General features: G+C 50.6%; 13 protein-coding genes. 8 read left to right on the top strand and 5 right to left on the bottom strand.

The window, feature by feature from the left end; all coding sequences use genetic code 11:
• Window positions 1-58: 58 nt before the first annotated feature.
• The 5 genes from Q8K39_RS18200 to ugpQ all read right to left on the bottom strand — a co-directional run bounded on the left by Q8K39_RS18200 (window position 59) and on the right by ugpQ (window position 5,247).
• Entirely contained in the window at window positions 59-577 is a 519-nt protein-coding gene (locus Q8K39_RS18200; RefSeq protein WP_305262433.1) for an NUDIX domain-containing protein, read from the bottom strand.
• 7 nt (window positions 578-584) lie between these two features.
• Window positions 585-1,103 (bottom strand): GNAT family N-acetyltransferase, encoded by a 519-nt coding sequence (locus tag Q8K39_RS18195; protein WP_305262431.1) that lies wholly within the window; start codon window positions 1,101-1,103, stop codon window positions 585-587.
• Window positions 1,100-3,712: an alanine--tRNA ligase gene (alaS, locus tag Q8K39_RS18190; protein WP_305262429.1), complete on the bottom strand. Its 2,613-nt coding sequence runs from the start codon at window positions 3,710-3,712 to the stop codon at window positions 1,100-1,102. The genes Q8K39_RS18195 and alaS overlap by 4 nt, the downstream gene beginning before the upstream one ends.
• Before the next feature lie 316 nt (window positions 3,713-4,028).
• Window positions 4,029-4,349 (bottom strand): hypothetical protein, encoded by a 321-nt coding sequence (locus tag Q8K39_RS18185; protein WP_305262427.1) that lies wholly within the window; start codon window positions 4,347-4,349, stop codon window positions 4,029-4,031.
• 151 nt (window positions 4,350-4,500) lie between these two features.
• Window positions 4,501-5,247 (bottom strand): glycerophosphodiester phosphodiesterase, encoded by a 747-nt coding sequence (ugpQ, locus tag Q8K39_RS18180; protein ID WP_305262426.1) that lies wholly within the window; start codon window positions 5,245-5,247, stop codon window positions 4,501-4,503.
• A 48-nt stretch (window positions 5,248-5,295) separates the two neighbouring features.
• On the opposite strand from ugpQ, the gene Q8K39_RS18175 reads away from it, so the two are divergent.
• From Q8K39_RS18175 to Q8K39_RS18140, 8 genes are all read left to right on the top strand, one after another.
• On the top strand, window positions 5,296-6,537 hold the full coding sequence (locus Q8K39_RS18175; protein ID WP_305262425.1) for a CaiB/BaiF CoA-transferase family protein: 1,242 nt from the start codon (window positions 5,296-5,298) through the stop codon (window positions 6,535-6,537).
• A gap of 149 nt (window positions 6,538-6,686) precedes the next feature.
• Complete coding sequence (locus Q8K39_RS18170) at window positions 6,687-7,814, top strand: sensor histidine kinase (RefSeq protein WP_305262423.1); 1,128 nt, start codon at window positions 6,687-6,689, stop codon at window positions 7,812-7,814.
• Between the two features lie 15 nt (window positions 7,815-7,829).
• Entirely contained in the window at window positions 7,830-8,651 is an 822-nt protein-coding gene (locus Q8K39_RS18165) for a LytTR family DNA-binding domain-containing protein (protein WP_305262421.1), read from the top strand.
• Window positions 8,652-8,686: 35 nt separating this feature from the next.
• A complete protein-coding gene (locus Q8K39_RS18160; protein WP_305262420.1) occupies window positions 8,687-9,166 on the top strand; it encodes a GNAT family N-acetyltransferase in 480 nt (159 codons plus the stop codon).
• 48 nt (window positions 9,167-9,214) lie between these two features.
• Window positions 9,215-10,111: a sulfurtransferase gene (locus tag Q8K39_RS18155; RefSeq protein WP_305262418.1), complete on the top strand. Its 897-nt coding sequence runs from the start codon at window positions 9,215-9,217 to the stop codon at window positions 10,109-10,111.
• 168 nt (window positions 10,112-10,279) lie between these two features.
• On the top strand, window positions 10,280-12,340 hold the full coding sequence (locus tag Q8K39_RS18150; RefSeq protein WP_305262416.1) for a M13 family metallopeptidase: 2,061 nt from the start codon (window positions 10,280-10,282) through the stop codon (window positions 12,338-12,340).
• A gap of 231 nt (window positions 12,341-12,571) precedes the next feature.
• Complete coding sequence (locus Q8K39_RS18145; RefSeq protein ID WP_305262414.1) at window positions 12,572-13,003, top strand: hypothetical protein; 432 nt, start codon at window positions 12,572-12,574, stop codon at window positions 13,001-13,003.
• A 9-nt stretch (window positions 13,004-13,012) separates the two neighbouring features.
• Window positions 13,013-13,828, top strand: coding sequence for a DUF2145 domain-containing protein (locus Q8K39_RS18140; RefSeq protein ID WP_305262412.1), 816 nt, complete (start codon window positions 13,013-13,015; stop codon window positions 13,826-13,828).
• Window positions 13,829-13,852: the final 24 nt, after the last annotated feature.

Below are 13,852 nucleotides of genomic sequence, written 5' to 3'. Positions count from 1 at the left end.
GAATTAGCCACCAATTCTTATTCCAAACTGCAAGCCTTGTTTGCATTGCAAAAAAAACTTATTTACTTTCCCATTCACGATAAACTGGCTCCAGGCCACGCTTGCGCATCCAGTCTGCCATGGCGTGACCGGTACCAGCATTCCAGGGCCGGAGTTTTTCAGTCTCTATGAGTCTGTATTCCAGCAATTCCGGAGACAGTATCACCTCGCCGGACGCCTTGACGTGATAGGCAATGATGAGCTCATTCTTGCGAATGAATTCATAGACGCCGATCAGTGTCACTTCATCTGCATCGAGATTGGTTTCTTCCTTGAGCTCGCGCGCCACGCCCTGCTCGGGGGTTTCACCGCGTTCCATGAATCCTGTGATGAGGGCAAAGGTATTTGCTGGCCACGCTGCATTGCGGGCCAGCAGTATTTTGCCTTCAAATTCGACCAGGGCAGCCAGCACAGGCAAGGGGTTGTCCCAATGGGTCCAGTGGCCTTCAGGGCAAGCCAGCCTGAGCTTGCCTGCTTCTTGTTCATCTGCACGTTCTATCAATGATGTTGCACATACCGGGCAAAACTTTATTTCCATGCTGACCTCAGGTTTCCCTCAGCGGTATCATCGCCTGTCTGGGATGCAAACGCGCCATGGCATAGCTGTCGACATATTGTCCATTGCGAAATGCATGAGCGCGCATGGTGCCTTCAATATCGAAGCCAAATTTTTTATACAGATGGATAGCGGCCGTGTTGTCGCAAAAGACACTCAATTCCAGACGCAAGAGATTGAGCCAGTTATCGGACAAATGCAAAAGCTCTCCTAATAAAGCTGTGCCTACACCCCGTCCGGTGAAAGAGTCAGCCACGCCCATTCCCAGGCTGGCAACGTGCTGGCGTCTTTGTTTTTTCTCCAGGTGCAAACTGGCTGTGCCAACCACCACACCATCGTAGATGGCGACCAGACGGGTGTCCTTGGGATCGGCATTTTCCAGCCGCTCCTGCCACATCTCCAATGAGGGATGCGGCAGTTGCAAAGTACCTGCATAGGTGCCGCCACTGGCGAACACCCTTTGCAGCTGGGCCGCATCTGAAATTTCAGCGCGACGTACGTGTATCATAACTTGGCGCTAACCCATTCACTGACACCAGCCAGGGCTTTTGCCAGGCCACTGGCATCAGTACCACCCGCTTGCGCCATGTCAGGACGGCCACCACCTTTGCCACCAACTTGCTGCGCCACAAAATTGACCAGATCACCCGCCTTGACTTTGGATGTGCTGTCCGCTGTCACACCAGCAATCAGGCTGACCTTGCCATCATTGACAGAAGCCAGCACGATGGCTGCTGTTTTCAGCTTGTCCTTGAGCTTGTCCATCGTTTCGCGCAGCGCTGTCACGTCGGCACCTTCCAGTGTCGCTGCCAGCACCTTGATGCCTTTGACATCCACAGCCTGGTTCACCAGGTCATCGCCCTGGCTGGAAGCCATTTTGGATTTTAAGGTGGCCAGTTCTTTTTCCAAAGCCTTGACGTGATCCTGCACTTGTCCAATACGCAGCGTCAGTTCTTCTGGCTGGGTTTTCAAGGCTGCAGCTGCTTCATTGATACGGCTGTTCAGGTTTTGTACCAGTGTCAGTGCAACTTCACCAGTCACGGCCTCAACACGACGGATACCGGCAGCAACGCCACCTTCAGCAACGATCTTGAACAGGCCGATATCGCCAGTGCGGGATACGTGAGTACCACCGCACAGTTCACGGGAAGTGCCGATGTCAAGCACGCGCACTTCATCGCCATATTTTTCGCCGAAAAGTGCCATCGCACCGTGTTTGACCGCATCGTCATAACCCATGACTTGTGCCTGGGTTGCAGCATTCGACAAAATCTCACGGTTGACAATGGTTTCTACCTGACGGATTTCATCCGCAGTCATAGGGCCATTGTGGCTAAAGTCGAAGCGGGTTTTTTCCACATCAACCAAAGAACCTTTTTGTGCGACATGGCTGCCCAATACTTCACGCAAGGCCTTGTGCATCAAATGCGTGGCAGAGTGATTGCGCATGGTTTGTGCGCGGATTTCCTGGTTCACTTCTGCCTTGAGATTCTGTGCAATAGCCAGGCTGCCAGATTTCAATACGCCGTGATGGCCGAATACATCTGCCTGGATTTTTCTTGTGTCACTCACTTCAAACAGAGTGCCATCCGCGCCCACCAGCACACCAGAGTCACCTGCCTGACCGCCTGATTCTGCATAAAAAGGTGTGGTATCAAGAACGACGATTGCCTTTTGGCCAGCCTTGATTTCATTGACGGCTGTGCCATCAACGTACAGGGCTATCACTTTGGCTTCATGTTGCAATTGATCGTAGCCGACGAATTTTGTTTTTTCGCCACTATATTCAATTGCAGCGGCCATTTTGAAGTCGTCGTTATCTTGTCCGCCCTTCTTCTGTATGTCCATACACACCTGGAAACCTGCCTCATCCAGCACAACATTACGCTCACGGCAAATATCTGCGGTCAGATCAAGCGGGAAGCCATAAGTGTCATGCAAAGTGAAGGCTGTTTTGCCATCAAGATTTTTACTGTCTCTGGCAAGTGCGGCTTCCAGTATCTTCATACCGTTACCAAGAGTTTCACCGAAACGCAATTCTTCTTGCTTCAGTACTTGAGCAACCCGGTCTGCCATTTCAGCCAACTCTGGGTAGGCAACACCCATTTCCTTGACCAGATCAGGCACCAGCTTGTAGAAGAAAGGCTGGCTTTGGCCCAGCTTGTGACCGTGACGCAAAGCACGACGGGTAATGCGGCGCAGCACATAGCCACGGCCTTCATTACCTGGGATGATGCCATCAACGATCAAGAAGCAAGCGCAGCGGATATGATCGGCAATCACGCGCAGGGAATTGTGTTCCAGATCAGTACAGCCAGTTTCACGGGCCGCTGCCTTGATCAGGTTCTGGAAAGTATCGATTTCATAATTGGAATGCACATGCTGCAAGACTGCAGACAGGCGTTCCAGACCCATGCCGGTATCCACGCATGGTTTAGGCAAAGGATTCAGTACACCTGCTTCATCCTTGTTGAACTGCATGAACACCAGATTCCAGATTTCGATGAAACGGTCGCCATCTTCATCTGGTGAGCCTGGAGGGCCACCCCAGATTTCCGGGCCGTGGTCATAGAAAATCTCGGTACAAGGGCCGCAAGGGCCAGTGTCGGCCATTTGCCAGAAATTATCGGATGCATAACGTGCACCTTTGTTGTCACCGATGCGGATAATGCGTTCTACCGGTACGCCAATTTCGTTTTTCCAGATATCGTAGGCTTCATCATCTTCCTGATAGACGGTGACAGTCAGCTTGTCTTTTGGCAAGCCATAGACTGAGGTCAGCAATTCCCAGGCGTAGTGAATCGCATCTTTCTTGAAATAATCGCCGAAAGAGAAATTGCCCAGCATTTCAAAGAAAGTGTGGTGACGCGCGGTGTAACCCACATTTTCCAGATCATTATGTTTGCCGCCGGCACGTACACTGCGTTGCGCTGTCGTGGCACGGGTGTAGGCACGTTTGTCCTGCCCGAGAAACACATCCTTGAACTGCACCATACCGGAGTTGGTGAACAACAAAGTAGGATCATTGCCGGGTATCAGGCTGGAAGAGCGCACACGGGTATGGCCCTTGGATTCGAAAAAGCTGAGGAATTTATCGCGGATTTCTGACGAGTTCATAAATGATGGTTCTAAGCTGAAAAATGGGTGTAGCTTCTGATTATACGGTATAAATTCAGCTCGATATCTATGCTGACTGGTAGCAGACAAGCAAGTTTATTAAAAAATTTGCTTAAAAATAGAAGACCTCTCAACACAGAGGCACAGAGACACAGAGAAAATCAGGAAAAAGCCAGTTTATATTTTTGTGATTCTATTGTTGTTTTATCGTTATCACCAGGAGTGATTGCCGCAGCAATACGCAAAGAATATGATTGTCTTTTTACAAAAAAAGTCGCCAGCACAACTGGCGACTTAATTTTAAAGATGTTTCAGCTTAACCAGCAACATTGGCATTGTGTTTTCTATTCCGTATCTTTTTGCTGGCCCGGTTTTCTTCATGTTGCAGCTTGGCACGCTCAGCCTTGGTGACGACACCGTCCGCTTTGGCTGCTTGCTTGTCGGCTTCAATCTTGGCTTCACGTTTTTCCAGATTGGCGGCTTCTTGCGCAGTCAAAGCACCACTTTCCATACCTTTGGCAATACGCTTTTGCTGCACTTCCTGGCGCTTATCAATATTCGGGGTGTTGGTTTGCGCGAAAACGGAACCAGCGATGAGTGTAGCGATTAGGGCAGCAGCAAATTTGATGGATTTCATGGTTGTTCCTCTAAAGAATGATCTGAGCTAAATGATTGTGTAGCATGAGCACACTGCCCATGCGGCAATAACGAAATCCGGATTTATTCCGATGACAAAGAAAATGTAATCGGTGTAAGCACTCGTAACTATATTCTTTCCTCAAAGAATCTTAAAAATCTGCCGGTATCAAATCTATCCTGTCGGTACAAAAAGCATCGACACCCCAGTGCAGGATTTCTGCTGCCCGCTCTGGCGTGTTAACGGTATAACAAAACACGCCGTAGCCTGCATCCTTGACTTCCCTCACCTGCTCTTGTGTCAGATATTTATGATTGGTATGCAAGGCTTTGGCTGCCAACTCCTGCAGGCGAGCTTTCCAGTCGGGTGCAACTTTATCCATCAAAAAACCGCGTGGTATGGTGGGCGCAGCATGTTTGGCGGCCATCAAAGCGGCAAATGAAAACGAAGAAAACAGCGGCAGATGCAGGGCATCAACCACCGCGACATCAGCAAACAGGGCTTGCGTCTGTTCTGCAACGATACGCCCAGTTTCTTCTTCCGCTCCTGGTGAAGGCTTAATCTCCACATTCATCCAGATGCCATGCTGCCGGCAAAACCTGACCACATCGGCATACAGGGGCACATGCTCTCCCACGAACAGCGCTGAAAACCATTTGCCAACATCCAACTTCAGCAAATCTGCTGCCAAAGTGTCTGCCACGCGCCCATTACCCGCCACTGTTCTGCCAAATTCAGGATCATGCATGAGCACAGGGACGCTATCCTTTGATAACATGACATCAAATTCCACGGCGGCAAAACCGTGCTCCCATCCGCAACGCATCGCTGCCAGGGTATTTTCTGGCGCAAGAGTTCCACCACCACGGTGGGCGATGACTTTAGGATAGGGCCACATTTTGCTCTCCGTACAAGAAGATTAATAATATTAATAGGATAATCTAAGATGTCGACATCGTCGCTACAAAAAACCGCACTTGGCCATATCCGCGTTCTTGACTTGACGCGGGTGCTTGCTGGTCCCTGGTGCGCACAAAACCTGGCCGACCTGGGGGCAGAAGTCATCAAGGTCGAAAGGCCGGGTAGTGGCGACGATACTCGCACCTGGGGGCCACCTTACTTGCGCGATGCAGAAGGTAATGACACCACAGAGGCAGCCTATTACCTGGCCGCGAACCGTGGCAAGCAAGCCATTACGGTAGACATAGCCACGCCTGAGGGCCAGCAAATTATCCGTGAACTGGCGGCCAAGTCCGATGTTGTGCTGGAAAACTACAAGGTTGGCCAGTTAAAAAAATATGGCCTAGATTATGATTCGTTAAAGCTGGTCAAGCCTGATCTGGTGTATTGCTCCATCACTGGCTTTGGCCAGGATGGCCCCTATGCCCACCGCGCCGGTTACGATTTTATCGTGCAAGGCATGGGCGGCTTCATGTCACTAACGGGCGAGCGTGATGACTTGCCAGGTGGCGGCCCGCAAAAAGCCGGGGTGGCAATTGCCGATCTGATGACGGGCATGTATTCCACTATAGCCGTCATGGCTGCGCTGACACATAGGGACAGGACAGGTGAAGGCCAGTACATAGACATGGCCCTGCTGGATGTACAGGTAGCCATGCTCGCCAATATGAACATGAATTACCTGGCCAGCGGCAATGCACCCAAGCGCTGGGGCAATGCCCATCCAAATATCGTGCCTTACCAAACCTTTGCGACGGCTGATGGACATATCATTGTGGCCGCAGGTAATGATGGTCAGTATAAAAAATTCGTGCAAATAGGTGGCCTGCCTGAACTGGCAGACGACCCGCGTTTCAGTACCAACCCAAAACGGGTTGAGCACAGGGATGTGCTGGTGCCGATACTGGCAGACATGGTCAGGCTCAAGTCCAAGCAGGAATGGATCACGCTGCTGGAAGAGGCTGGCGTGCCTTGCGGCCCCATCAATAAACTCAATGAGGTATTTGAAGACCCGCAAGTGCTGGCACGCCAGATGCAGATCAACCTGCCCCACCCGACTGCCGGTCAGGTCAAACTGGTGGCCAGCCCGATGAAGTTGTCGGCAACACCTGTTACCTATTCCTCTGCACCACCATTGCTGGGGCAGCATACCCAGACAGTGCTGACTGATGTACTGGGTTATGACGCCCACCAATTACAGGCATTGAAAACCAAAAATATCATTTAAAAGATAGGCTGCCCAAGCTCTGGCGCAAAAACTCGCGCCAGCTTCGACGGGCTTTACGACAAAAAACATTGCCTTTGTCTTATCCGGCTACGGAACTGACAACTGGCAGGATAAGCTGACAGCACACCTAGCCATCTGCGTATGATGAAATGAATATTAAATCCTTGCAACAGTTTCAAGTTTATTTACAGGCAAACGTCAAGCCCGATACCTACCACATCCTGATGACGATCGTGGCGGACCTGCCGCGTCTGTTAGTCATCAACCTGGCTTGCGGTTTTGCCGTCACCTATGTCTTGCATGCGGGTGGTAGTTTGTTTCAAAACATCGTGTTTTCCATGTTCATAGGCATTTCCGCTTACACACTGATCAAGCTGTTCAAACGTCTGTTCTGGGGTGCTGGCAAGCCGCACACTCTTGGTTTTTATGTCATGTGTTTGATGGTTGCCCCACTTGCCTTATTCATAGGCATGGCCATCGCCTACTTTGTCTTCAATTATCCCATTCCCAACATTAGCAAATTCAGGTGGTCCTATCTGGGCAGTGTTGTCATCATGACTTGCATAGTCAGCCTGATCGCTGCCTGGTCATTCTGGAGCCGCAGCCGTATGGCTGAGCTGCAAGCCGCCGCAGAAACCGAGAAAGCCAAGAACGCCGGCATAGAAAAGCAAGCCATGCAAGCTCAACTGCAAATGCTCCAGGCACAGATTGAACCTCATATGCTGTTCAATACCCTGGCCAATCTGCAAGGCCTGATCGCGATAGACCCGCCGCGCGCCCAACACATGCTGGCACAATTGATCGTCTATCTGCGCAACACCCTGAGCTCTTCCCGTTCAGAGCAAACCACGCTGAAGCAGGAATTCACGCTCATGCAAGCCTATCTGGAATTGCTGGCCATACGCATGGGCAAGCGCCTGCAATATACCCTGGATTTGCCCGACGATTTGCAGCAAACTCCAATTGCCCCCATGCTCTTGCAACCATTGGTGGAAAACGCCATCAAGCACGGGCTTGAACCGAAAATGGAAGGCGGCAGCATCCATGTCGTCGCAGAAAAACAAGGTTCGCAACTACACCTGAAAGTCATCGACACCGGCCTGGGCTTGTCTTTCAATTATGACGACAGCAAAAATGTCAGTAGCGCGGCGAGTAATATAGGTAATGCGAATATCCGCGAGCGCTTGCTGGCCCTGTACGGGACACAAGCCAGCCTGAGCCTGCAAGCCAATCAGCCTGAAGGCGCGATTGCCCACCTCAGCATCCCTATCAATTAAATAATCCACATGACCATGACAGCCAAACGTGCCCTGATTGCAGAAGACGAACCCATACTTGCGCTGACCCTGCAAAAAATGCTGGAAAAACTCTGGCCAGAACTACAACTCTGTGCCGTGGTTGAAAACGGTGTGCATGCGGTCCAAGAAGCACTGGACAAGCAACCCGACATCCTGTTTCTCGACATTAAAATGCCAGGAAAAACTGGCCTCGAAGTAGCACAGGAACTGGCCGAAGAATGGCCAGATGATAAAGCCTTCCCGCTCATCGTCTATGTCACGGCCTATGATGAATATGCGATAGAAGCCTTTGAACATTCTGCATCTGATTATGTCTTGAAGCCAGTCAGCGAAGAACGTCTTGGCAAGACTGTGCAAAGACTGCAAGCCAGGCTGGCTGATGGCGTGCAAAGGTCAAATGAACTGGATCGCGTGCTCGAACAATTACGCCACCTGGTGCCCGGCCAGGCTTTACCAGGAGGCAATGGCACCGGCAACCAGGCAACACCAGAACGCCTGCGCATTATCCGCGCCGCAGTTGGCAACCAGATACGCATGATCAATGTCGATGACGTGTTGTATTTTGAAGCCACCGACAAATACATTAATGTCGTCACCAGAGAACATTCATCCCTGATACGCAGCAGCTTGCGTGAATTATTGCCACAACTGGATAGTAGTATCTTTTGGCAAATCCATCGCAGCACCGTGGTCAATACCCTGCATATACAAATTGCCAACAAGGATGACACTGGCAAGATCAGCCTGAAGCTGAAAGGTAGTGAAGACAAGCTGCAAGTCAGCAGAGTCTATGCACATCTGTTCAGACAGATGTAAGCTATCCTGATCCAACAAAACCTGACAAAATACAGATGAGTACAACTAAAAACTTAAGCGATTTGCAATGGCAATGTGCCACTTTTGCCGAATTAAGCAATTTGCAATTGCATGCGATATACCAGGCGCGGGCTGCCGTGTTTATCCTTGAACAAAATTGCGCCTATCAGGATGTAGATGGCAAAGACCCGGTTTCACATCATCTGATAGCCTGGACACCTGAAGGCGAAGTCGCGGCTTACCTGCGCATCGTTCCCGCCGGCATCAGTTTTGCTGAAGTCTCGCTGGGTCGTGTCATCAGTACCCAGGACTGGCGTGGCACCGGCGTTGGCAAAGCATTGATTGCAAACGGCATCAAGGCTTTGCATGCGCTCTACCCAGCCGCCCCCATCCGTATCGGCGCTCAGGCTTATCTCGAAAAATTCTATGGCGGCTTTGGTTTTGAGACGGTTTCTGACGTCTATCTGGAAGACGATATTCCCCATCTCGAGATGCTGTTGGTCGCAAAAGCCTGACTAAATCGCTTATAATGCTGCCAAATCAATGACTTACTGAACTTCATCATGCCAGCTGTAATACAAACACCCGATAAACCCTACGTCAATATTTCTGCCTACAAGTTCATCACCTTCGATGACACCGCTGAAAAACGGCAGGTGTTTCTGGATAAATGCAAGGAACTGAATCTGAAGGGCACGGTACTGCTGACACCAGAAGGTATCAATATGTTTCTGGCTGGTTTGCGCCATGAGATTGATGCCTATATGGATTGGCTGCATCAGGACCCACGTTTTGCAGACGTCGTCGCCAAGGAAAGTTTTTCTGATCACCAGCCCTTCACCAAGATACTGGTCAAGCTGAAGGCAGAAATCATCACTATGCGCATGCCGCTGATCAAGCCTGAAGAAGGCCGCGCCCCTGCCGTTGATGCCCATACACTCAAGCGCTGGCTGGACCAGGGCCATGATGACAACGGCAAAGCCGTGGTCATGGTCGATACCCGCAATGATTTTGAAGTTGATGTTGGCAGTTTTGACAATACCATCGATTACCGCATTGCCAAGTTCACAGAGTTCCCGGCTGTGATCGAAGCCAATCGCGATGCATTGAATGACAAGACCGTGGTGACTTTCTGCACCGGTGGCATACGCTGTGAAAAAGCCGCTATCCACATGCAGAATGTTGGCTTTGACAGCGTCTACCAGCTCGAAGGCGGCATCCTCAAGTATTTTGAAGAAGTCGGTGGCGATCATTATCATGGTGACTGCTTTGTGTTTGACTATCGCACAGCACTAAATCCACAACTGGAAGCCACCGATACCAAGCAATGCTTTGCCTGCCGTGCAGTAGTCACCCCGCGTGAGCAATTGTCCCCCTGGTATATCTCAGGCAAGTCTTGTCCGCATTGCAAGAAAGAATCGACAGGGGCAGCAGAAGCTGAAACCACAGTTGCTCAATAGTCAAAACTGCTGAAATAAACTTTCAGAAAAAAGCATTACTGAATTTATCAGTAATGCTTTTTTTGTTTTTCGCAATGAACTTCATCAAGTTCAACCAGTCTATCCATCCACTAGCCCTATAATCAAGAGCACCTGCTCAGACAAAAAACATCCTCCCAGGGACACCACATGAAACGCATATTACTCAGCACTCTCGCCCTCAGCTTGCTGGCCAATGCCGTCCAGGCAGCAGAAACCAGCCCGGCGACAACAGTCGCCAGAGCAACTTCCCTTGGCTCTGGCATACAGTCAGAGAACTTCGACAAGACTGTACGCGCTCAGGATAATTTTTACCGGCATGCCCAAGGTGCCTGGTTGTCTGCCAATGAAATTCCGGCTGACAAGTCGGACTGGGGCACTTTCATGAAAGCGCGTGAGGATGTGCAACAACAGTTACGCAGCATTGTTGAAGGCGCAGCCAAAGATAGCAAGCAGCTGGCAGGTTCAGATTTGCAAAAAATCGGTGATCTCTACAATAGCTTTATGGATGAGAAAAATCTCAATGCGCAGGGCATCGCTGCATTGAAAAATGAACTGACACAAATCGCAGCAATACAGAATAAAAAAGCCATTCCTGCCTTGATTGCACGCTTTCATGAGATTGGCGTGAACACTCCCTTACGTGTAGGTGTAGGCCAGGACAGCAAGAATTCCAGCCGGTATGCCGTTGATGTCTCCCAGGGTGGTCTGGGCTTGCCTAACCGGGATTACTACCTGAAGCAGGATGATCATAAAATGGCCGACATCCGTGCCAGGTACAAGGCGCATATAGAAAAAATGCTGATGCTGGCTGGCGAGAAAAATGTAGCTGCACAAGCTGACAATATCATCGCACTGGAAACCGAGCTGGCCAAGGTGCAATGGACGGCGGTAGAAAACCGCAACCCGGTCAAGACCTACAACAAATTGTCTGTCAGTGAATTAAACAAAATGACGCCCGCCTTCGATTGGGCTGCTTATTTGCAGGCTGCACACATGCGTCAAAAAGTGAGTGACCTGATCGTACAACAGCCCAGCTTCGTCAAGGGCTTTGGCGATAATCTGCATGCCATTCCGCTGGAAAACTGGAAGTCCTATTTCAACTGGCATCTGATCAGCGCTTACAGCCCCTACCTGTCGTCAGAATTTATCAACGAAGACTTCGCCTTCAAGGGTGCGGCGATTGCCGGAATCAAGGAAAACCGCAGCCGTGACAAACGTGGTATCGCCCTGGTCGATCAGATGCTGGGTGAAGCGGTGGGCAAGATTTATGTAGAAAAACATTTCTCGCCTGAAGTCAAACAGCGCACTGAAAAAATGGTGGGCTATTTCCTCGAAGCCTTCAGGCAGAGCATAGATACCCTGGACTGGATGAGTCCGGAAACCAAGAAACAAGCGCAGATCAAACTCTCCAAAATCAGTGTCAAGATAGGCTACCCAAAACAATGGCGTGACTACTCCAGCCTGACGATAAAGAACGATGACCTCGTGGGTAATCTCATGCGCGTACGCAAGGCAAACCATGACAGGGAAATCGCCAAGCTGGGCGGGCCCATAGACCGTGAAGAATGGCATATGACACCCCAGACGGTGAATGCCTATTACAGCCCGGAGATGAATGAAATCGTCTTCCCGGCGGCGCGCCTGCAGTCACCGCTGTTCGATGTGAACGCAGAAGATGCTTTCAACTACGGTTCACTGGGCATTTCCATCGGTCATGAAATCAGCCATGCCTTTGATGACCAGGGTTCGCAGTATGATGGCGATGGCAATTTGCGCAACTGGTGGACTGCTGAAGACCAGGAAAAATTCAAGGCAAAGACCAAGACCCTGGTTGAGCAATACAATGCTTACAGCCCGGTGGCTGGCCATTTCCTCAATGGCGAGCTGACGCTGGGTGAAAACATTGCCGACAATGCCGGTATCGTCATGGCATTGCGTGCCTACAAGCTGTCACTGCAAGGCAAACCTGCCCCTGTGATCGATGGATGGACTGCCGAGCAACGCCTGTTCATGGGCCTGGCCCAAGCCAGACGCGGCAAGTCACGCGAGCAGCGTGCCATCACCCTGATCAAAGTAGACCCACATTCCCCTGGCGAATTCCGCGTCAATGGCAGCCTAGTCAATCACCCAGATTTTTACTCTTCCTTTGATGTCAAACCTGGCGACAAGATGTATTTGACGCCAGAAAAACGCGTCAGCATCTGGTAATCAGCAGCATCCTGCTACCTGCCCTTTCAAAAGCGAAGGCAGGTAGCATGGAAAGTATCCATTTTCCCAAGAAGGGCAGGATTTGCCACTCTTTTACCAGCAAGGATGGAATGGTCCTGGGTATCAGATTCCACTACCTCTTCTGTAACTATTTGCTACTGACGACAAATAGCTTGTGATTTTATGGTCTTATATTATTGTGGATATTATTTCTACATTAATGGAGACCTCATGTCAGCATCAATTCGTCAATTCGCCCTGATTGCCACTCTTTGTGCCAGCAGCCTGTTACCCCTTTCAGCACACGCTGGCCGTGGCTGCATCTCTTGCGGTCCTTCTGGTGGCTCTGAAGCCTTGTCAATGGGTGTGGGCATCATCATGCTCGGTGGATTTTCCATGGTGGCCGGATCAGGTGAAATGATCGTTGACACAGTTAAGGCGGGTGCCGATGGCGTCACCGTCGTGTTGAAAGGCTCAACCCAGGCTGTCAGTACCACGGTCAGATTATCTGGCAAGGGCATAGAAAAAGTTGGCCTGGTCAGCGGTGCTGTGGTCGAAGTCAGTGCCACCACAACCGGGTATCTGCTGGTCAGTGCAGGCAAGGTAATCGCATTTATCCCGAATGAAATAGGTACTGCCTTGATGCATCACAACAAGGTCTGATCACCTCATATGCGCAAAAACTCACTGACTTCCCACGCTGCGCTGAGCTTGGTCCGGCGCTTACTCATCGTCTTCACACTGGCTTGCGCGGCTCCGGCATTTGCCGGGCGCGCCTGCGAAGAAAGTAATTACGACCCCAAAAAAGTCATGCAGGCGCTGGAGTTTGCGCACAAGACCCAAATCAAACTGGATGAAAGCAAGGCCAATGTTGCCATCATTGCCCGTGTAGGTCAGGATTTGTCCAAATACAATTTACGTTATTCCCATCTGGGCCTGATAGAACGCCTGCCGGATGGTACCTGGTCCGTCATGCATGAACTGAACCAGTGCGGCACTGCCAACTCAGAATTATTCAGGGAAGGCCTGGGTAATTTTTTCATGGATGACATGTTCGCCTTTGAAAGCCTGATCCTCATCCCCAACCCGGAATTGCAGCTGAAAATACAACAAGTGATGACTGATGGCCGCGCCAGGAACCTGCATGCTGCACGCTATAACATGCTGGCTTATGCCTATTCCACGATGTATCAAAACTCGAATCAGTGGGCACTGGAAGTTATCGCAGCAGCGCAGGCCAATGATGTGCGCATAGAAAACCGTACGCAAGCGCAAGCCTGGCTTAAATCGGCATCCTATAAACCAGACACTCTCCAGATACCCTCTCTCACACGCCTGGGTGCACGCATGTTCCGCGCCAACGTGGCATTCGATGACCACCCGTTCGACCGCCGCATGGCAGGGCAAATTGATACGGTCACCGTCGAATCCATCGTACACTTCATGATGTCACGCGACAGCAAGGCCGAGAAATTGGTCCTGAAATAACAGCAGCCAGCGTTACCAGTCAGG

It is taken from the genome of Undibacterium sp. (assembly GCF_030683615.1).
GTDB classification, from domain to species: Bacteria; Pseudomonadota; Gammaproteobacteria; order Burkholderiales; family Burkholderiaceae_D; genus Undibacterium; species Undibacterium umbellatum.
This window is presented reverse-complemented; position numbering and strand designations above follow the sequence as displayed.

Excerpts from the sequence above, each read along its gene's own strand:
- Q8K39_RS18165 (WP_305262421.1), top strand. The coding sequence starts at position 7,830 with ATGACAGCCAAACGTGCCCTGATTGCAGAAGACGAACCCATACTTGCG.
- ugpQ (WP_305262426.1), bottom strand. The coding sequence starts at position 5,247 with ATGTGGCCCTATCCTAAAGTCATCGCCCACCGTGGTGGTGGAACTCTT.
- Q8K39_RS18175 (WP_305262425.1), top strand. The coding sequence starts at position 5,296 with ATGTCGACATCGTCGCTACAAAAAACCGCACTTGGCCATATCCGCGTT.
- Q8K39_RS18170 (WP_305262423.1), top strand. The coding sequence starts at position 6,687 with ATGAATATTAAATCCTTGCAACAGTTTCAAGTTTATTTACAGGCAAAC.
- Q8K39_RS18150 (WP_305262416.1), top strand. The coding sequence starts at position 10,280 with ATGAAACGCATATTACTCAGCACTCTCGCCCTCAGCTTGCTGGCCAAT.
- Q8K39_RS18155 (WP_305262418.1), top strand. The coding sequence starts at position 9,215 with ATGCCAGCTGTAATACAAACACCCGATAAACCCTACGTCAATATTTCT.
- Q8K39_RS18195 (WP_305262431.1), bottom strand. The coding sequence starts at position 1,103 with ATGATACACGTACGTCGCGCTGAAATTTCAGATGCGGCCCAGCTGCAA.
- Q8K39_RS18145 (WP_305262414.1), top strand. The coding sequence starts at position 12,572 with ATGTCAGCATCAATTCGTCAATTCGCCCTGATTGCCACTCTTTGTGCC.
- Q8K39_RS18140 (WP_305262412.1), top strand. The coding sequence starts at position 13,013 with ATGCGCAAAAACTCACTGACTTCCCACGCTGCGCTGAGCTTGGTCCGG.
- Q8K39_RS18185 (WP_305262427.1), bottom strand. The coding sequence starts at position 4,349 with ATGAAATCCATCAAATTTGCTGCTGCCCTAATCGCTACACTCATCGCT.
- Q8K39_RS18200 (WP_305262433.1), bottom strand. The coding sequence starts at position 577 with ATGGAAATAAAGTTTTGCCCGGTATGTGCAACATCATTGATAGAACGT.
- Q8K39_RS18160 (WP_305262420.1), top strand. The coding sequence starts at position 8,687 with ATGAGTACAACTAAAAACTTAAGCGATTTGCAATGGCAATGTGCCACT.
- alaS (WP_305262429.1), bottom strand. The coding sequence starts at position 3,712 with ATGAACTCGTCAGAAATCCGCGATAAATTCCTCAGCTTTTTCGAATCC.